This is a genomic window from Cryobacterium sp. TMT2-42-4, from assembly GCF_004402645.1.
GTDB lineage: Bacteria > Actinomycetota > Actinomycetes > Actinomycetales > Microbacteriaceae > Cryobacterium > Cryobacterium sandaracinum.
This window is the reverse complement of record NZ_SOFT01000019.1, coordinates 1-17635: the sequence shown is the minus strand read 5'-3', so window position 1 is coordinate 17635 and position 17635 is coordinate 1. Positions and strand designations below refer to the sequence as shown.

17 protein-coding genes are annotated in these 17635 nt (G+C 67.9%); 10 read left to right on the top strand and 7 right to left on the bottom strand.

The window, feature by feature from the left end:
• Window positions 1-26: 26 nt before the first annotated feature.
• Together E3O18_RS05925 and E3O18_RS05920 are read right to left on the bottom strand one after the other, a co-directional pair.
• The gene (locus E3O18_RS05925) at window positions 27-1037 is read right to left on the bottom strand and encodes a putative F420-0 ABC transporter substrate-binding protein (RefSeq protein ID WP_134393639.1); all 1011 of its coding nucleotides are present in this window, start codon (window positions 1035-1037) and stop codon (window positions 27-29) included.
• Window positions 1038-1358: 321 nt separating this feature from the next.
• Window positions 1359-2144: a (S)-acetoin forming diacetyl reductase gene (locus E3O18_RS05920; RefSeq protein WP_134393638.1), complete on the bottom strand. Its 786-nt coding sequence runs from the start codon at window positions 2142-2144 to the stop codon at window positions 1359-1361.
• A 472-nt stretch (window positions 2145-2616) separates the two neighbouring features.
• Between E3O18_RS05920 and E3O18_RS05915 the strand changes: the two genes are divergently transcribed.
• From E3O18_RS05915 to E3O18_RS05895, 5 genes are all read left to right on the top strand, one after another.
• Window positions 2617-3465, top strand: coding sequence for a nitrilase-related carbon-nitrogen hydrolase (locus E3O18_RS05915; RefSeq protein ID WP_134393637.1), 849 nt, complete (start codon window positions 2617-2619; stop codon window positions 3463-3465).
• A gap of 10 nt (window positions 3466-3475) precedes the next feature.
• On the top strand, window positions 3476-4912 hold the full coding sequence (gene hydA / locus E3O18_RS05910) for a dihydropyrimidinase (RefSeq protein WP_134393699.1): 1437 nt from the start codon (window positions 3476-3478) through the stop codon (window positions 4910-4912).
• Window positions 4913-4924: 12 nt separating this feature from the next.
• The gene (locus E3O18_RS05905; RefSeq protein ID WP_134393636.1) at window positions 4925-5941 is read left to right on the top strand and encodes a TIGR03842 family LLM class F420-dependent oxidoreductase; all 1017 of its coding nucleotides are present in this window, start codon (window positions 4925-4927) and stop codon (window positions 5939-5941) included.
• Window positions 5942-6047: 106 nt separating this feature from the next.
• A complete protein-coding gene (locus E3O18_RS05900; protein ID WP_241976504.1) occupies window positions 6048-7382 on the top strand; it encodes an aspartate aminotransferase family protein in 1335 nt (444 codons plus the stop codon).
• A 56-nt stretch (window positions 7383-7438) separates the two neighbouring features.
• Complete coding sequence (locus E3O18_RS05895) at window positions 7439-8938, top strand: CoA-acylating methylmalonate-semialdehyde dehydrogenase (RefSeq protein ID WP_134393635.1); 1500 nt, start codon at window positions 7439-7441, stop codon at window positions 8936-8938.
• On the opposite strand, the gene E3O18_RS05890 is transcribed toward E3O18_RS05895, so the two are convergent.
• On the bottom strand, window positions 8935-9858 hold the full coding sequence (locus E3O18_RS05890; protein ID WP_134417713.1) for a LysR family transcriptional regulator: 924 nt from the start codon (window positions 9856-9858) through the stop codon (window positions 8935-8937). The genes E3O18_RS05895 and E3O18_RS05890 overlap by 4 nt on opposite strands.
• A gap of 137 nt (window positions 9859-9995) precedes the next feature.
• Here E3O18_RS05890 and E3O18_RS16755 point away from each other — a divergent pair, with 137 nt between their 5' ends.
• From E3O18_RS16755 to E3O18_RS05880, 3 genes are all read left to right on the top strand, one after another.
• Window positions 9996-10118, top strand: coding sequence for a hypothetical protein (locus E3O18_RS16755; RefSeq protein WP_255408580.1), 123 nt, complete (start codon window positions 9996-9998; stop codon window positions 10116-10118).
• Window positions 10119-10170: 52 nt separating this feature from the next.
• Complete coding sequence (pyrE, locus tag E3O18_RS05885; RefSeq protein ID WP_104170664.1) at window positions 10171-10719, top strand: orotate phosphoribosyltransferase; 549 nt, start codon at window positions 10171-10173, stop codon at window positions 10717-10719.
• A gap of 365 nt (window positions 10720-11084) precedes the next feature.
• Window positions 11085-12809: a hypothetical protein gene (locus tag E3O18_RS05880; protein WP_134397074.1), complete on the top strand. Its 1725-nt coding sequence runs from the start codon at window positions 11085-11087 to the stop codon at window positions 12807-12809.
• Window positions 12810-12868: 59 nt separating this feature from the next.
• Here the strand turns inward: E3O18_RS05880 and E3O18_RS05875 are convergent, their stop codons facing one another.
• The 4 genes from E3O18_RS05875 to E3O18_RS05860 all read right to left on the bottom strand — a co-directional run bounded on the left by E3O18_RS05875 (window position 12869) and on the right by E3O18_RS05860 (window position 16577).
• Window positions 12869-13669, bottom strand: coding sequence for an HAD-IIA family hydrolase (locus tag E3O18_RS05875; RefSeq protein ID WP_134393873.1), 801 nt, complete (start codon window positions 13667-13669; stop codon window positions 12869-12871).
• 53 nt (window positions 13670-13722) lie between these two features.
• Window positions 13723-14367: a metal-dependent transcriptional regulator gene (locus tag E3O18_RS05870; protein WP_134417712.1), complete on the bottom strand. Its 645-nt coding sequence runs from the start codon at window positions 14365-14367 to the stop codon at window positions 13723-13725.
• Window positions 14367-15623, bottom strand: a complete 1257-nt coding sequence (locus tag E3O18_RS05865) for an Nramp family divalent metal transporter (RefSeq protein ID WP_134393954.1) — start codon at window positions 15621-15623, stop codon at window positions 14367-14369. Before E3O18_RS05865 ends, E3O18_RS05870 begins: the two co-directional genes overlap by 1 nt.
• Window positions 15624-15884: 261 nt before the next feature.
• Complete coding sequence (locus E3O18_RS05860) at window positions 15885-16577, bottom strand: VTT domain-containing protein (RefSeq protein WP_134393871.1); 693 nt, start codon at window positions 16575-16577, stop codon at window positions 15885-15887.
• 115 nt (window positions 16578-16692) lie between these two features.
• Between E3O18_RS05860 and E3O18_RS05855 the strand changes: the two genes are divergently transcribed.
• Complete coding sequence (locus tag E3O18_RS05855) at window positions 16693-17322, top strand: RNA methyltransferase (protein ID WP_134393870.1); 630 nt, start codon at window positions 16693-16695, stop codon at window positions 17320-17322.
• Between the two features lie 121 nt (window positions 17323-17443).
• On the top strand, window positions 17444-17635 hold a 192-nt coding region (locus tag E3O18_RS05850; RefSeq protein ID WP_134417710.1), incomplete at its 3' end, for a hypothetical protein.

The window sequence follows — 17635 nt, the reverse complement described above, 5'->3', positions numbered from 1 at the left end:
GGCGCCGGTCGCTAGCCGGCCGTCGTCTACTCGAGCGCGTCGAGCTGTTCGATGGTTGACGCGGCGGCGTCGACGTTGCGGATGCCGGCCTCGGTGGCCGCGAACGGCAGCACGATGTAGCGCTGGTTCTTCACGGCGTCGAGTTGCTGCGTGGCCGGGTTCGTCTCGAGGTTCGCGATCTTCGACTCCGCGGTGTTCCATATGGCGTCGACGAGCACGATCACGCCCGGGTTCGCCTCGATGACCGACTCCCACCCGACCGAGGTCCAGGTGTCCTGCACGTCGGCGAACACATTGGTCAGGCCTGCGGCCGCCATGATCATGTTGGGTGAGCCGATGCCGGCGCCCACGTAGGGCGTGTCGGTGCCGCTGGAATACCAGAGCGCGGTGGTGTCCGCGGCGGCGGGGTCAAGGGCCGCGAGGGTCTTCTGCTGGTCGGCGACCAGGTCGGCCGCGGCCTTTTCGGCGCCGAAGATCGCGCCGGCCTCGGTGATCTCGGCGAACACGGAGTCGAAAGTGAGCGGGTCAGGCATGTAGCCCTCACCCTTGCAGGCGGCGGGGGATACGTAGCTGCCGATGCCGAGGTCGGTGAGGCTCTGGCGTTCGCCCACGCCCTCGGCTGAGAAGTTGGACTCCCAGCCGCCGTAGACGAAGTCGGGCGTGAGTCCGAGCACGGCCTCCTGGCCGGGCACGAAGTCGCTGACCACGTTCAGATCGCCGCCAGCCTTTGCGAGGGATGCCGGCAGCGGGCCGTCGAGGAACGCCGAGCCCACGATGCGATCGCCGAGGTCCAGTGCGAGCAGCAGCTCTGTCGTCGACGACTTGATCGTCACGATCCGTTCGGGTGCGGCTTCCACGGTCACGTCGGTGCCGCAGTTGTCGATCGTGATCGGGTAGCCCCCACGCGTGCCGGCGCTCGCGCCCGGCGCGGCACTGGGCGCGGCGGCGGGACTCGCCGCAGCGCATCCGCTCGACAGCAGGGCAGCCGCAGCAACGACCACCAGCAGGGGACCACGGAACAAACGTAATTGGGACATGTTACCGATCCGGTTCAGGGTTGCGAGAGCTGGTGAATCGTCGGTATGCGCGCGCCACAGCGACGATTCACCCGCTCTGGCGAGCACAGGGAGAACTGCGGGGCAGGAAGGGTGCGACCGAGCATGTGTCGGCGACCTGCCGCCCAAGTCGGGGCCGGCTCAACCGGTCAGAGCCAACCGGCGGTCTTCTTTCAGCCTAGGCCAGAACTCCGGCGCGGCCCATCCCGGGCGAGCGGGGCATGAGGCGACGGATGTCCGGCGCGCCCCGGATACTCGATGCGGCCAGTCGCCGGGCCGGGGTGAGTCAGTCTCGTCCTCCGCTTAGTTGAAGACCATTCCGCCGTCGACCAGAATCGACTGTCCAGTGATGTAGCCGGAGTCGGGGCCAGCCAGGAACGAAACGACCCCCGCGACCTCGGACGCTTCGGACAGGCGGGCGAGGGCGATGCCGTTCGTGAACTGATCCCAGCCCCACTCTTCCGACTGGCCCGCGTCGGCTGCCACCTTTTTCGCGAGCTCCTCCATGAGGGGCGTCTTCACGATGCCGGGAGCAAAGGTGTTGACCGTGATGCCGAATTGGGCCAGGTCCTTGGCGGCTGTCTGGGACAGGCCACGAATGGCGAACTTGGTGGCCGAGTACAACGCGATGCCGGGGTTCCCGACATGACCGGCCTGGGACGCAGCGCTGATGATCTTGCCACCGTGGCCGAGCTCTTTGAACGCCTTGGTGGCTGCCTGAATGCCCCACACCACGCCGTTGAAGTTGATGGAAAATATCTGTGCGATGCTTTCCTGGGTGATGTCATCGAGTGGAGACGTGGGGGCGATGCCGGCGTTGTTGACGATGACGTCGAAGCCGCCGAGCTCCGTGACAGCCTGCTCGACCGCGGCAAACACGCTGTCTCGGTCGGAGACATCGACGTGCAGCGCGAGTGCTCCGCCCTCCTTACCTCCCAGGGAATCTGCAACTGCGCCTGCGGTCGCACGGTTCAGGTCGGCGATGGCGACCTTGAAGCCGTCAGCGTGGAGCCGCTCAGCAATGGCCTGACCAATTCCCTGTCCACCACCGGTAACGAGTGCGACTTTTCCGTTTTCTGTGCGTGCCATGGTGTGGATTCCAATCTCGATTATTCACAACCTGCCGGCGAGTCGATGACGTCATGTCAAAGCAGGACAGGAGTTTTACTGATCCGATACGCACGGCGCCAGCAGCGCGGCGCGCACCGAAAATTTCCGGCGTCGTCGCGGCGGATGAGTGGCCCCGACGGCGAACCTCTCGGGGTGAACTGAGACGTCCCCGTTTTCTGTGTCGAAGTTGTCCGAGAACTCCAGCAGCGGACGAGGCATTACCCCCATTGTAGGCGCGATCGAGTGATACTCGGTCGGCCAGTGCCTCCGTGCTGGGCCGCGACGATAACGGTTTGCATGAATCCTTGCCACCGGCAGATTCACTCGACAGGATGATAAACGCGTTGGTCACACAGAGAAACAGCACCAAATGTTTGCGTCGAAGAATAACAAGCCCGGACGCTGTCGTTCGGCTTGACGTTGTTCCGTCACTGGCGAATGTGGAGACAAGATGACTGTAGTTCGGGCCGCAATCACCCAGACCGAGTGGACGGGCGATCAGGAGTCGATGATCCAGAAGCACGAGGGATTCGTGCGCACCGCCGCCGAAGCGGGAGTGCAGGTGATCTGCTTCCAGGAGCTGTTCCACGGCCCCTACTTCGGCATTGTGCAGGACGCCACGTACTACGACTACGCGCAGAGCGTGCCGGGACCGCTCGTGGAGCGGTTCCAGAAGCTCGCCGCCGAGCACACGATGGTGATCGTGCTCCCCATCTACGAGGAGGAGCAGCCCGGGGTGCTCTACAACGCGGCCGCCGTGATCGACGCCGACGGCACCTACCTCGGCAAGTACCGCAAGCACCACATCCCCCACCTGCCCCAGTTCTGGGAGAAGTTCTACTTCCGCCCCGGGAACGCCGACTACCCCGTCTTCGACACCATGGTCGGCAAGATCGGCGTCTACATCTGCTACGACCGGCACTTCCCGGAGGGCTGGCGCGTGCTCGGCCTGAACGGCGCCGAGATCGTCTTCAACCCCTCGGCCACCAAGCCCGGCCTCTCGAACCGGCTCTGGGAGCTCGAGCAGCCGGCCGCCGCCGTCGCCAACCAGTACTACATCGGCGCCAACAATCGCATCGGTACCGAGACCGAGGAGTTCGGCGCCGACGCCGTCACCTTCTACGGAAGCTCCTACTTCGTCGACCCGCGCGGCAACTACGTCGGCGAGGTGGCCTCCACCGACACCGAGGAGGTCGTCATCCGCGACCTCGACCTGGGTGTCATCCGAGAGGTGCGCAACTCGTGGCAGTTCTACCGGGACCGCCGTCCTGACTCCTACGGCCCGATCGCCCGGCCGTAGCCAGGGGTGCATTGTGACGATCCTGATCCAGAACGGCACCGTGGTCAGCGCGACCGGCCGGGTGCGGGCGGATGTCCTCATCGACGGCGAGATCATCGTCGCCGTGCTGGCACCGGGCTCGGCCCTCCTCGGGAACGACCTCGCCGCATCCGTCGACCGTGTGATCGACGCCACCGGCAAGTACGTGATCCCCGGCGGCGTCGACGCGCACACCCACATGCAGCTGCCGTTCGGCGGCACCGCGGCCAGCGACACCTTCGAGACCGGCACCCGGGCCGCGGCCTGGGGCGGCACCACCACCATCGTCGACTTCGCGGTGCAGAGCTACGGCCAGCGGGTCTTCGACGGTTTGGCGGCCTGGCACGAGAAGGCGGCCGGCAACTGCGCCATCGACTACGGCTTCCACCAGATCATCGGCGACCTCAACGAGGACTCGCTGCAGGCGATGGACGGGCTGCTGGACGAGGGCATCTCCAGCTTCAAACTGTTCATGGCCTACCCCGGCGTCTTCTACTCGGATGACGCGCAGATCCTGCGCGCCATGCAGAAGTCCGCCGAGACCGGGCTGATGACCATGATGCACGCCGAGAACGGCCCGGCCATCGACGTGCTCGTCACGCAGCTGCTCGCAGAGGGCAAGACCGACCCCTACTACCACGGCGTCGCCCGCGCCTGGCAGCTGGAGGAGGAGGCCACCCACCGCGCGATCATGCTCGCGAACCTCACCGGGGCGCCGCTCTACGTGGTGCACGTGAGCGCCAAGCAGGCCGTGGAGCAGATCGCCGCCGCCCGGGACCACGGCCAGAACGTGTTCGGGGAGACCTGCCCGCAATACCTCTACCTGTCGCTCGAGGAGAATCTCGGGGCACCCGGGTTCGAGGGCGCGAAGTGGGTCTGCTCCACGCCGCTGCGCTCGCGGGCCGAGGGCCACCAGGACCACCTGTGGCAGAGCCTGCGCACCAACGACATCCAGATGGTCTCCACCGACCACTGCCCGTTCTGTATGAAGGGGCAGAAAGAGCTGGGCCTCGGCGACTTCTCGAAGATCCCGAACGGCATCGGCTCGGTCGAGCACCGCCTGGACCTGCTCTACCAGGGCGTCGTCAACGGCCGCATCTCGCTCGAACGCTGGGTGGAGATCACCGCGACCACCCCGGCACGGATGTTCGGGCTGTACGGCAAAAAGGGGGTCATCCAGCCGGGCGCCGACGGCGACATCGTGATCTACGACCCGAACGGCCACACCTCGATCGGCCTGCCCGTCAACGGGAATGGCAAGACCCACCACATGAACATGGACCACTCCGCCTGGGAAGGCTACGAGATCGACGGTCACGTCGACACCGTTCTGTCCCGCGGCAAGGTCATCATCGACGACAACTCCTATCTCGGCTCCACGGGTGACGGCCGGTTCGTCAAGCGCGGCCTGAGCCAGTACCTGATCTAGGCGGGACCCCAGATGGACTTCGGAGCAGTGCTGCAGACCAACCCCCCATCCGCCCGCACCGTGCACCTGGCCAAACTGGCCGAGGCGCACGGCTTCAGCCACGTCTGGACGTTCGACTCGCATCTGCTCTGGCAGGAGCCCTACGTCATCTACAGCCGGATCCTCGCTGAGACGGACAGGATCATCGTCGGACCCATGGTCACGAACCCGGGCACCCGCGACTGGACGGTCACAGCCTCCACCTACGCGACGCTGAACGAGATGTACGGCAACCGCACCATCTGCGGCATCGGCCGCGGGGATTCGGCGGTACGGGTCATCAACGGAACCCCCACGACCCTGAAGACGCTGCGCGAGTCGGTGCATGTGATCCGGGAACTCGCGAACTCCCGGTCGGTCGAATACAACGGCGCGACCCTGCAGTTCCCGTGGAGCCGCGGCTCCACCCTCGATGTGTGGGTGGCGGCCTACGGGCCCCTCGCGCTCAAACTCGCGGGCGAGGTCGGCGACGGTTTCATCCTGCAGATGGCCGATCTCGACGTGGCCGAGTGGATGATCAAGACCGTGCGGGAGGCCGCGGCGAAATCCGGCCGCGACCCGATGGCGGTCAAGTTCTGCGTGGCCGCGCCCATGTACATCGGCGACAATTGGGGCCACATGCGCAACCAGTGCCGCTGGTTCGGCGGCATGGTCGGCAATCACGTGGCTGACATCGTCGCCAAGTACGGCACCGAATCTTCTGTGCCGAAGGCCCTCACCGACTACATCATTGGCCGGCAGGATTACGACTACAACGAGCACGGCCGTCCCGGAAACGCGCACGCCGAATTCGTGCCCGACGAGATCATCGACCGGTTCTGTCTGCTCGGCACCGCGAAGGACCACATCGAGAAGCTCGAGGCCCTGCGCGCCATCGGCGTCGACCAGTTCGCCGGCTACCTGCAACACGACAACAAGGAAGAAACGATGCGCGTCTACGGGGAGACCGTGATCCCGGCGATGACCGAGCCCATCGTGGCAAAGAAATGACCCGATCCAGGTGAATGGTGCAGACTTCAAGCCGATCGAGGTCACACTGAAGGTGGGCGATCCACGACCTCACCATCTCAACGCAGAGAGAAAGAACCCGATATTCGTGAATGACATCACTTCCCCGAGCGCCACGGCCAGCCGCAACGAGCTCGCCTACGACCTTGACCGGGCGCACGTCTTCCACTCCTGGTCGGCCCAGGGGGCCCTCAAACCGCTGGTGATCGCCGGCGGGCAGGGCTCCCGGGTCTGGGATTATGACGGGCGCAGCTATCTGGACTTCTCCAGCCAGCTCGTCAACGTGAACATCGGCCACCAGCATCCGGCCGTCACCGCGGCCATCATCGAGCAGGCCGGTCGGCTCACCACGGTGGCGCCCTCCACGGCGACCCTGTCCCGCGGCGAGGCTGCTCAGCGCGTCGTCGAACGGGCGCCGGAGGGCTTCAACAAGGTCTTCTTCACCAACGGCGGGGCGGATGCGATCGAGAACGCGATCCGCATGGCGCGCCTGCACACGGGCCGCGACACGGTGCTCTCCACCTACCGCTCGTACCACGGCAACACGGGCGCGGCCATCGTCGCGACCGGCGACTGGCGCCGCATCCCGAATGAGTTCGCCCGCGGGCACGTGCACTTCTTCGGCCCCTACCTCTACCGCAGCGAGTTCTGGGCGACCAGCCCCGAGCAGGAGTCGGAGCGGGCCCTGCGCCACCTCGAGCACGTGATCCAGAGTGAGGGACCCGCCGGCATCGCGGCCGTGCTGCTGGAATCCATCCCCGGCACCGCCGGCGTGCTCGTGCCGCCGCCCGGCTACCTCGCCGGCGTGCGGGCCCTCTGCGACCGGTACGGCATCATGCTGATCCTCGACGAGGTGATGGCCGGCTTCGGCCGCACCGGCAACTGGTTCGCGTTCGACGGCTTCGACGTGGTGCCGGACCTGATCGCTTTCGCGAAGGGCGTCAACTCCGGTTATGTGCCCACCGGCGGTGTGATCATCTCCGACCCCATCGCCCACGACTTCGACACCACGGTCTATCCCGGCGGACTCACCTATAGCGGACATCCGCTGGCGATGGCGTCGATCGTGGCGGCCCTGGATGCCATGAAGAACGAGGGCATCGTGGAGAACGCCGCCCGAATCGGGCGCGACGTGCTCGCGCCCGGGCTCGCCGAACTGGCGGCCAAGCACCCGATCATCGGAGAGGTGCGCGGGGTCGGCGTGTTCTGGGCGATGGAACTCGTCTCCGACCGGGAGACCCGCCAGCCGCTCAGCGGCGCCGTGATGGGCCGGATCAAATCGGAGCTGCTGGCCCGCAACCTGCTGCCGTTCCTGGCCGAGAACCGCATCCACGTGGTGCCGCCCTGCGTCGTCACCGACGCCGAGGTCGCCGAGGCGCTCACTATCTATGACGAGGTCCTCAGCCTCGACCTGCTCGGCTGACGCCCCGCTCACCCTCACCCCGACTCGATGAAGAGAATGAAGAGAGACGAACGCCCATGACCGAACTGCCCCTCATCACCCACTGGGTCGACGGGGCTCCCCTCCGGGGAGCCTCGACCCGCACCGCGCCCGTCTTCAACCCCGCCCTCGGCGCCGTCGCGAAGAACGTGATCCTGGCCAGTGCCACCGACGTCGACACCGCCGTCGCCTCCGCCCACGCCGCCTATCCGCTCTGGCGCGACACATCCCAAGCCAAGCGCCAGGGCGTGATGTTCAACTTCCGCGAGCTGCTGAACGCGCGCAAAGGCGAGCTGGCCGACATCCTCACCGCCGAACACGGCAAGGTCACCTCGGATGCGCTCGGCGAGATCGCGCGCGGCCTCGAGGTCGTCGAGTTCGCGCTCGGCATGCCGCACCTGAGCAAGGGCGAGTACTCCGAGAACGTGTCCACGGGCGTCGACGTCTACACGCTGCGCCAGCCGCTCGGCGTGGTGGGCATCATCAGCCCGTTCAACTTCCCCGCCATGGTGCCCCTCTGGTTCTTCCCGATCGCCATCGCCGCCGGCAACACGGTCGTGCTCAAGCCGAGCGAGAAAGACCCGTCCGCGTCGAACTGGATGGCTGCCCTGATGACCGAGGCCGGCCTGCCCGCCGGTGTGCTCAACGTCCTGCACGGCGACAAGGAAGCCGTCGACGCCCTGCTCGTGCACCCCGACGTGCAGGCGATCTCGTTCGTCGGCTCCACGCCGATCGCGCAGTACATCTACGAGACGGCCGCCCACCACGGCAAGCGCGTGCAGGCCCTCGGCGGCGCGAAGAACCACATGCTCGTGCTGCCCGACGCGGACCTGGACCTGGCCGCGGATGCCGCGGTCAACGCCGGCTTCGGCTCGGCCGGTGAGCGCTGCATGGCAATCAGCGTGGTGGTGGCCGTGGAACCGGTCGCTGACGACCTGGTCGCGAAGATCACCGCACGGCTGAGGGGTCTCAAGGTGGGCGACGGCATGCGCGGATGCGATATGGGACCTCTGATCACGAAGGTACACCGCGACAAGGTGGCCTCCTACATCGACCTCGCCCAGACCGACGGAGCCGAGGTCGTCGTGGACGGCCGCGGCATCGAGGTGGACGGTGACGCGAGCGGATTCTGGCTCGGCCCGACCCTCTTCGACAGGGTCAGCACGGACTCGGACGTCTACCTCGACGAGATCTTCGGCCCGGTGCTCTCCATCGTGCGGGTCGCCAGCTACGCCGAGGGGCTCGACCTGATCAACCGCAGCCGCTACGGCAACGGCACGGCCATCTTCACCAACGACGGCGGTGCGGCCAGACGGTTCCAGAACGAGGTGCAGGTCGGCATGGTCGGCATCAACGTGCCGATCCCGGTGCCCGTGGCCTACCACTCGTTCGGCGGCTGGAAGGACTCCCTGTTCGGCGACGCCAAGGCCTACGGCCCGGCCGGGATCGCCTTCTACACCCGGGAGAAGGCCATCACGAGCCGGTGGCTGGACCCGAGCCACGGCGGCATCAACCTGGGCTTCCCACAGAACGCCTAGGGGATGAGGGAGTGCTTGGCCTGCACGCGGGCGGCCTCGGTGCGGAGCACCTCCAAAACGGTGCGCACGGCGAGGCGCTCGGCCCGGTCGGGGCGCATCAGCGCCACGATCTGGCGTTCGGCGTCCACCCCGCGCAGCGGCTTGAGCACGAGCCGGCCCGGCTGGTCGCCGCCCCAGGTGTACCGGGGCACCAGGGCGATGCCGAGGCCTGCCACGACGAACGCCTCGATCACTCGCAGGTCGGCGAACTGCTGGGCGACGGTGATCTGGCTGCCGGCCTTCTGCTCGATCTGGTGCAGGATGCGCTCAAACGGGTAGCCGGTCGGCGCGCCGATCCAGGTCTCGCCGATGACGTCCGCCGGAGTGATCCACGACCGGGAGGCCAGCCGGTGGTCGGCCGGCACCCCGACGTCGAGCGGCTCGGTCATCAGCGGGACCACCGTCAGGCCCCGACCGCCCCAGGGGAGCTGGCCGCGCAGGCTGTAGGCGAGCACGATGTCGTACTCCGCCGTGAGCGCGGGGAAGTCGCTCAGTTCCGGGTCCTTATCGGTGCAGGTGACGACGAGTCCGGGCACGGCGGCGATGGCCTTCACCGCGCCCGGCAGCAGCATCTCGCCCGCGGTCGGAAACGTGACCAGGCTCACCTCGCCGGTGGCGTCGTTGCGGAACTCGTCCCAGACCGCTCGGGCGCGGGCGAGGGCGACCGCGACATCCGTTGCGCTGCGGGCCAGGGCGCGGCCGGCATCCGTCAGAATGAGGCCGCGACCGCTGCGCTCGGTGAGCGGCAGGCCGGCCTCGCGTTCGAGCACTTTCAGCTGCTGCGAGACAGCGGATGGCGTACGGTGCGTGGCGCGGGCAACCTCAGTGATGCTGTGGCGTTCGGCCAGTTCGCGGAGAAGTTCGAGTCGTTGGACATCCATGTAGTAACGCTACACACTCCGTGCAGAACTATGCGATTGTGCTGCAAGGTTAAAGATGATGAACTATCTACGTCGAACTCGTGCAATGGTGCCTCCGTCTCCCCGACACTCAACCCCATTTCCCGAAAGGTACGACCGTGTTTGTTCTTCTCGCCGTTCTCGTTCTCATCGTCATCTCCTCCGTCGTTGCCGTCGTCGTCGACGTGCACAAGGACGGATTCCGCCGCGTTCCCGAGCGCAAGCTCGTTCGTATCTTCTAGAGCAACGCCTGCTTCAGGTTCACCGACCGGCCGATGGCCTAAAGTTGGTCCTGTGACGGACACACGCCAGCAGCTCATCGCCCACATCTCAGCCGAGGCCGTTTTTCACGGGGACTTCACCCTGACCAGCGGCAAGAAGGCGACGTATTACGTCGACCTGCGCAAGGTCAGCCTCGACCACCGCGTCGCCCCACTGATCGGCCAGGTCATGCTCGACCTGATCGCGCACATCCCGGATGTCACCGCGGTCGGCGGCATGACCATGGGCGCCGACCCGGTGGCGGCGGCCATCCTTCACCAGGGCGTGGCCCGCGGGGCCGCGTATGACGCCTTCGTCGTGCGTAAGGAGCCCAAGGACCACGGCCGGGGCAAGCAGGTCGAGGGACCTGATCTCGCCGGCAAGCGCGTCGTCGTGCTCGAGGACACGTCCACCACGGGCGGTTCGCCCCTGGCGGCGATCGACGCGCTCCTCAAGGTCGGTGCGATCATCGCCGGCGTAGCCGTCGTGGTCGACCGAAACACCGGCGCGCGCGAAGTGATCGAAGCCGCGGGCTACCCCTACTACGCCGCGATCGGCCTTGAGGACCTGGGGCTGAACTAGTGCCCGCAGACGAGGTGCCCGGCGAGGACGGAATGAAGTGGCTGGCATCTCAGCTCGGTGACGGTGCGCGCCCGGCCCTGCCGGATGAATATTCGCCCCGCCAGTCGCCGCGGTGGCCGAGAACCTCCCGCATTGTTCCACCGGCACCCGCCGAGCCGTCGACCCATACCGGCGTCTTCCTCTGGGGGCTCAAGCCGACCTCCCAGCCTGACCCTCGGCTCGCCAAGGGTGCCGCGGCTCGGGCCGCCGCTGCTGCGGCTGGTCCTGCTCCGGCGCCTCCGGCCGCTCCTGTGCCTTCGTCGGGAGCGACGCCTTCGGCTGGAGCGACGCCTTCGTCTGCGGGGCCGGCCAATGTGACAGGAACCGTGCCGATCACGACCGCTGCCCTGTTCGTCCTGACGCCCGCAAACCCGGCGCGTGCTGCTTCCGCAGTCGGTGCCGCTGCTTCCGGTGCTGCTTCGTCTGCCGAGTCGACTGCGGCCGCGTCCTCGTCTGCGGCCGCGTTTTCCGAGCTCCAGCCGGCCGCGTTCGCGCCCTCGGCCGCTGTCAGGTCGGCCGCTTCGTCCGCCGCGCTCACGGCTGACTCGGCCTCGGAACTGACGCCCGCCGAAACACGCTCGGCCTCAGCTTCGCGGCCCACCCCGTGGGCGCCCGACGCGTCGGCACCGGCACCTCTGGCACCCGTCGAGGCTCCCGCGCCCCTGCCGGTGCCCGGCGGGACCGGGCCGGACGAGTCTGACCGGAGCGGCGGCATCCGTTCGGAGAAAGCCGATCTCGCACCGGCGCCGTGGTGGACCACCGTCACGCAGTCACCGCTCGAGCTGACCGCCGAGGAGATTGCGGCCGCCGATCTGCTGGCCGGGCGCACGCCGCCTGCTCCCGACCCCGAGCCGGCCGCGCTGCCGGCTCCGGTCTCCGCCCGCGGCCGTCTTCGCGCACGACTGGCCGCGTCGCTGTCGGTTCCGGCCCCGCTCGCGGGCCAGGCCCGCGACGCCGCCGGGATCGCTGGAGCCGAGGCACGAGTTGCGGCGGGAGCCGCGGCCGTTGTTGCCGCCTCGGGTGCCCCGTTAGCCGCGGCAGCCATCCCGGCGCCGAAGACAGCCGTCCGAGCACCGGACGCCCGTGCAGGCACACGGCTGGCCGAGACGGCGGCGCAGGCCTCGGCTGCGGCCCGCGCCGCGCCCACCGCACCGCCGGCCCACCTGTCCGGCGCGCCCGTGTCCGCCGCCACTGCTTCCCCCGAACCCGCACCAGCCGGGGCGGGGGCCGGTACCCACGCCGGTGCGAGTACTGCTGCCACCACTCCGCGGCCCGCGTCGGGCCCGACGAGTCCGTTCGGCGCGGTATCCCCGCGCCCCTCGTCGGGCACGAACTCCTCGTCGGGCGTGGCCACTCCGGTCGGAGCGAACGGCCGGCGTTCCGCCGTGGACGCGGCGCTGTCCGGTGCCGGTGCCGCGCGGCCTGCCTCGGCCGGTCGCCCGCCCGGAGGCAGCCGCCCCGGCAGACCCCGGCTTCTGATCTGGAGCGTCGGCGGCCTGGTGCTCGTGCTCGCGCTGGCGGCACTGTTCTTCCTCGGGCAGAGCCTGGCCGGCGGCGACCCTGCCCCCGTTGCGGTGGCCACGTCCAGCGCCACACCTGCCCCGAGCGCCACCCCGAGTGCGGCGCCGTCGGCGCCGCCCGAGGCCACCGGCCCGCAGCCGGTCGGCGTGCACCAGTGGGACACCCTGTTCGGCGGCGAATGTCTGCAGCCGTACGTGACACCCTGGGAAGAGGAGTTCACGGTCGCCGACTGCGCCACCCCGCATGCAGCTCAGCTCGTGTACCGCGGTGTGTTTGCCGGGGATGCCGCCACAGCCTTCCCTGGCGAGGCCGAGCTGGCCGGGCAGATCAACCTGCTCTGCAGCGCGACCGGCGTCATCGACCTGGCCGCGGCCTCGGCCTACGACGACGTGCAGGTGCAGGGTAGTTACCCGATCACCGAGGAACAGTGGTCCGATGGCGGCCGCTCCTACTACTGCTTCGTGAGCCGGGCCTCCGGCGAGCCGATGAACGCGAGCATCGCGGGCCCCGGACCGGGACCCGCCGCATAACCGCTCCGGAGCATCCGTCACCGACGTCTGCCGCCCGGCTGCGACGGGAGCGACCGAACCTAGATCGCGTCGGACTCCACGGGCTCCTTGGAGACCAGCTCGTGCACGCCGGAGAGGATCTCGTCCGGGCGGAACGGGTAGCGGTGCACCTCAGCGTCGTCACTGATGCCGGTCATCACGAGAATGGTGTGCAGCCCGGCCTCGATCCCGGCGATGATGTCGGTGTCCATCCGATCACCGATCATGGCCGTGTTCTCCGAGTGCGCGCCGATCTTGTTCATCGCCGAGCGGAACATCATCGGGTTCGGCTTGCCCACCACATAGGGCTCCATGCCGGTGGCCTTGGTGATCAGGGCCGAGATCGCACCCGTGGCGGGCAGGGGGCCGTCCGAACTGGGGCCGGTCGCATCCGGGTTCGTCGAAATGAAGCGGGCACCGTTCAAGAGCAGTCGGATCGCCTTGGTGATGGCCTCGAACGAGTAGTTGCGGGTTTCGCCCACCACCACGTAGTCCGGGTTCGTCTCGGTCATGATGAAGCCCGCCTCGTGCAGGGCGGTCGTGAGCCCGACCTCACCGATCACGAAGGCGGTGCCGCCGGGTGCCTGGGAGCGGAGGAAGTCGGCCGTCGCCAGCGCGGAGGTCCAGATGCGGTCTTCGGGCACGTTCAGGCCCGAGGCGCGCAGGCGGGCACTGAGGTCCCGGGGGGTGAAGATCGAGTTGTTCGTGAGCACCAGGAACGGCGTGCCGGCGTCGCTCCACTGCTGCAGCAGCTGCGCCGCTCCCGGCAACGGACTGTTTTCATGCACGAGCACGCCATCCATATCGGTGAGCCAGCATTCGATGTCTTCGCGGCGTGTCATTGGGTGCTCCCTCGGTTCGGGAACAAGCCTAGCGGCGCGAGGTTTCCGGACGGTTACGAGGTGAGCCAGATCGACCGGGCCGCCGCAGACGACAGCCGACGGATTCCGCCGCCAGGTAGCCGCACCACGCCGGGTTCGAGAACGGTGAGCCGGGTTCCCGGGCCGACCCGGTGCACGGCAAGGTCGCGCAGGATGTCCGGGTCGCGGTCGCTGATGCGCACGACCTCCCCGACGTGGCCGGGTGCGGCCTCGGCCAGCAGGATGGCGTCCGGCCGGGTCAGGCTGCCGTCTTCGGCCGGGATCGGGTCCCCGTGCGGGTCGGCCGACGGATTCCCGAGCCGGTCGTCGATCGCCGCCAGCAGCCGGTCCGAGATCGAATGCTCGAGCACTTCCGCCTCGTCGTGCACCTCGTGCCAGTCGTAGCCCATCTCCCGCACGAGCCAGGTCTCGACCAACCGGTGCCGGCGCACCACCGCGGTTGCCCGCAGGAAACCGGTCCGGCTCAGGGTGAGCGGCCCGTAGGGGACGTGCTCGATCAGGCCTCCGGCGGCGAGCTTCTTCACCATCTCGGTGACCGACGACGGCGCCACCCCCAGCCGCGCGGCCAGCACCGAAGGCGTGATCGGACTTGGCTGCCATTCGGTGTGCGCGTAGATGGTCTTGAGGTAGTCCTCGGCCGCGGGTGTGGGGTGTTTCATCACGCCCCGGTGAACACGAGCACGAGCAGCACCACGTTCAGGGCCACCAGAAGCAGGGCGCAGACGGCCCCGGCGACCGTCGTGTACCAGCGGTTGGCATGTTCGCCGAGCACTCCGCGCTGCATGGTGAGCCAGACCAGGGGGATCAGCGCGAACGGGATGCCAAACGACAGGACGACCTGGCTGAGCACCAGGGCCTCGGTCGGGTCGAAACCCACGCCCAGGATCAGCAGCGCGGGAATGAGGGTGACCACGCGGCGCGCCAGCAGCGGCACGCGCACGTGCAACAGGCCGTGCATGATCTCCGCGCCCGCGTACGCTCCGACCGAGGTGGACGCCAGCCCGGAAGCGAGCAGCCCGACCGCGAACACCGTCGCAATCACGGGCCCGAGGGTTGCCTCGAGGGCGGCGTGGGCGCCCTCGAGCGTATCGGTCCCGGCGACGCCCTGCAGAGCGGATGCCGCAAGCAGCAGGATCGACAGGTTCACCGTGCCGGCGATGGCCATCGCGATGGTGACGTCCCATTTGGTGGCCCAGAGCAGGCGTCGCGTTGCCGGGCCGCCCGCCACGACGGGGAATCGGTCCCGGGTGAGCGCGGAGTGGGCGTAGATGGCGTGCGGCATGATCGTCGCGCCGAGGATGGACGCGGCCAGGAGCACCGAATTCGCGCCCTCGAACCGCGGCACGAGGCCGGCGACGACACTGCCGGCATCCGGCGGAGCGAAGAACACCCCGGCCGCGAAGCCCACGGTGATGATGAGCAGCAGTGCCACGATGACGCGTTCGAAGGTGCGCGGGCCGCGGCGGGTCTGCACCGTGAGCACGATCATCGAGATGACCCCGGTGATCACGCCGCCGGCGAGCAGGGGGAGGCCGAAGAGTAGGTTCAGGGCGACCGCGCCGCCGATGATCTCGGCCAGGTCGGTGGCCATGGCCACCAGTTCCGCCTGCACCCAGTAGAGGCGGCGGGTGAGCGGGCGCCGAATGCGTCGCCCGAGGATTTCCGGCAGACTCGTGCCGGTCACGATGCCGAGCTTGGCCGAGAGGTACTGGATCAGCCAGGCCATCACGTTGCCGGCCACGACCACCCAGACCAGCAGGTAGCCGTAGCGGGCGCCGGCCGTCATGTTGCTGGCGACGTTGCCGGGGTCGAGGTAGGCCACGCCCGCGACGAGGGCAGGGCCGAGCAACCAGAGCAGGTGAGAGGATGCCACGGTGGCGATCTCCGGGACCGGCTTCCTCGCATCCGTGCGCATGTTGTTTTTCGCCACACCGGAAGGATAGGGCAGATTTAGGTGCGCCGAAAGATCAGCGTCTGTTTGGGCGGCTGGGCACAGCAACGTTTCGGCGCGGTCGTGCGTTTGAGTACGCAAGCAGAGTGAGGAAACGGGTTCACGGTCGGTGGGGCCGAGGCCTACGTGCGGCGGGCCATCCTCAGCGGCTACCTCGACGAGGGCCGGAAACGCACCCCTGTGGAACCGGATCGCCCACCTGGCCTCGCTGACGCTGAACTGACGCTACTCCTCGCGCAGGTCCTCGGGGATCGTGGTAATGGGCACGGCACTCGTGCCGCGGGTGCGCATCGTCTCGCGGCCGGCCTTGTAGAGCTCGGACAGGATCGGCACGCCCGAGAGCAGCACGATGCCGATGATGAAGAATTCGGAGTACTTCGCCACGAACTCGATCTGGCCCAGCAGAAATCCGACGAGGGTGAGGCCGACACCCCAGGCGAAGGCACCGACCAGGTTGAAGAGCACGAAGGTGCGGTATTTCATCCGGCCGACGCCGGCGGCGACCGGCACGAACGCACGGAACACAGGCAGGAAGCGGGCGATGATGACGGCCTTGCCGCCGTGCTTGGCGAAGAACGCGTTGGTGCGTTCCACGTTCTTCGGGTTGAACAGGCGGTTCTGTTCGCGGGCGAAGACGGCGGGACCGGCCTTGCGACCGATGTAATAGGCAAGCTGGTCGCCGGAGAACGCGGCGATGAAGATGACCAGGCAGGTCACCCAGATCGGGAACGGCACATCCCCGGTGGCGGTGAGCAGTCCCACGGTGAAGAGGAGCGAGTCTCCGGGCAGGAAAGACAAGACGATGAAGCCGGTCTCGACGAAGACGACGCCGGCGACGCCCAGCAGCACGAACGACCCGAACCAGCCGATCAGCCATTCCGAGTCGAGAAAGTCGATACCGAAGAGCGTGGGATGCATGGTGCTGGTTCCTTCCGGGCGGGGTGCGAGCCGGCGAAACGCGAACCCTGCAGGCCAGAGTACCCGACGGCATGCCCGGCACGCCCTGCGGTGCCCGGCGGGATACGGTGGACCGGTGCAAGAACCGCAGAACCCCACGCCCGAACTGTCCACCCACGGCGTCGGACCCTGGGCCGGAGAGTGGCCCGAGGAGTCGTTCTACGACCGCGAGCTGCTCGAGCGTGGCGACACGCGCAACGTGATCGACCGCTACCGCTACTGGAGCATGGCCGCGATCGTCGCCGACCTCGACGAGAAGCGGCATCCGTTTCACGTCGCCATCGAGAACTGGCAGCACGACATGAACATCGGCTCGATCGTGCGCAGCGCCAACGCGTTCGCCGCCGACACGGTGCACATCATCGGGCGCAAGCGGTGGAACAAGCGCGGGGCCATGGTCACCGACCGGTACCAGCACGTGCTGCACCACCCGGATGTCGCATCCTTCGTCGAGTGGGCCGCCGCCGAGACCGTGCCGATCATCGCCATCGACAACGTGCCCGGCAGCGTGATCATCGAAACGTTCCGCTTCCCCGAGCGCTGCGTGCTCCTGTTCGGGCAGGAGGGTCCCGGCCTCTCTCCCGAAGCGATCGAGGCAGCGGATGCCGTCGTCGAGATCAGCCAGTTCGGCTCCACCCGCTCGCTCAACGCGTCGGCCGCCGCGGCCGTCACCATGCACAACTGGGTGTTGCAGCACCGGTTCTGAGCGGGCATTTCACCACCCGCCGATCCCTCCACAATCACGGCCTGATCGGGTTATCCACAGGGTGCCTGTGGGTGGGCGGATGCCGCGGGCAATGTCGGTGGGTGCCCGTAGCGTGTGTGTCATGAAGCCCTCATTCATCGAAGAGCAGGAGGCCCTCGGGGAGTATTTCGAGGCGAACGCGGCGGCGGTGATGCTCGCGGCGTTGAGCCTGCAGGGGCTGGGGGAGGAACGCACCCTGACGCAGCTCACGGCGGATGTGTTCGCCGACATCATCCTCGACGGGGTCACCCCGTCCGGCCTCGGCACGGGCATC

Coding starts and splice junctions, on each gene's coding strand:
- E3O18_RS05925 (WP_134393639.1), bottom strand. CDS start 1,037: ATGTCCCAATTACGTTTGTTCCGTGGTCCCCTGCTGGTGGTCGTTGCT.
- E3O18_RS05920 (WP_134393638.1), bottom strand. CDS start 2,144: ATGGCACGCACAGAAAACGGAAAAGTCGCACTCGTTACCGGTGGTGGA.
- E3O18_RS05915 (WP_134393637.1), top strand. CDS start 2,617: ATGACTGTAGTTCGGGCCGCAATCACCCAGACCGAGTGGACGGGCGAT.
- E3O18_RS05905 (WP_134393636.1), top strand. CDS start 4,925: ATGGACTTCGGAGCAGTGCTGCAGACCAACCCCCCATCCGCCCGCACC.
- E3O18_RS05895 (WP_134393635.1), top strand. CDS start 7,439: ATGACCGAACTGCCCCTCATCACCCACTGGGTCGACGGGGCTCCCCTC.
- E3O18_RS05890 (WP_134417713.1), bottom strand. CDS start 9,858: ATGGATGTCCAACGACTCGAACTTCTCCGCGAACTGGCCGAACGCCAC.
- E3O18_RS05875 (WP_134393873.1), bottom strand. CDS start 13,669: ATGACACGCCGCGAAGACATCGAATGCTGGCTCACCGATATGGATGGC.
- E3O18_RS05870 (WP_134417712.1), bottom strand. CDS start 14,367: ATGAAACACCCCACACCCGCGGCCGAGGACTACCTCAAGACCATCTAC.
- E3O18_RS05865 (WP_134393954.1), bottom strand. CDS start 15,623: ATGCGCACGGATGCGAGGAAGCCGGTCCCGGAGATCGCCACCGTGGCA.
- E3O18_RS05860 (WP_134393871.1), bottom strand. CDS start 16,577: ATGCATCCCACGCTCTTCGGTATCGACTTTCTCGACTCGGAATGGCTG.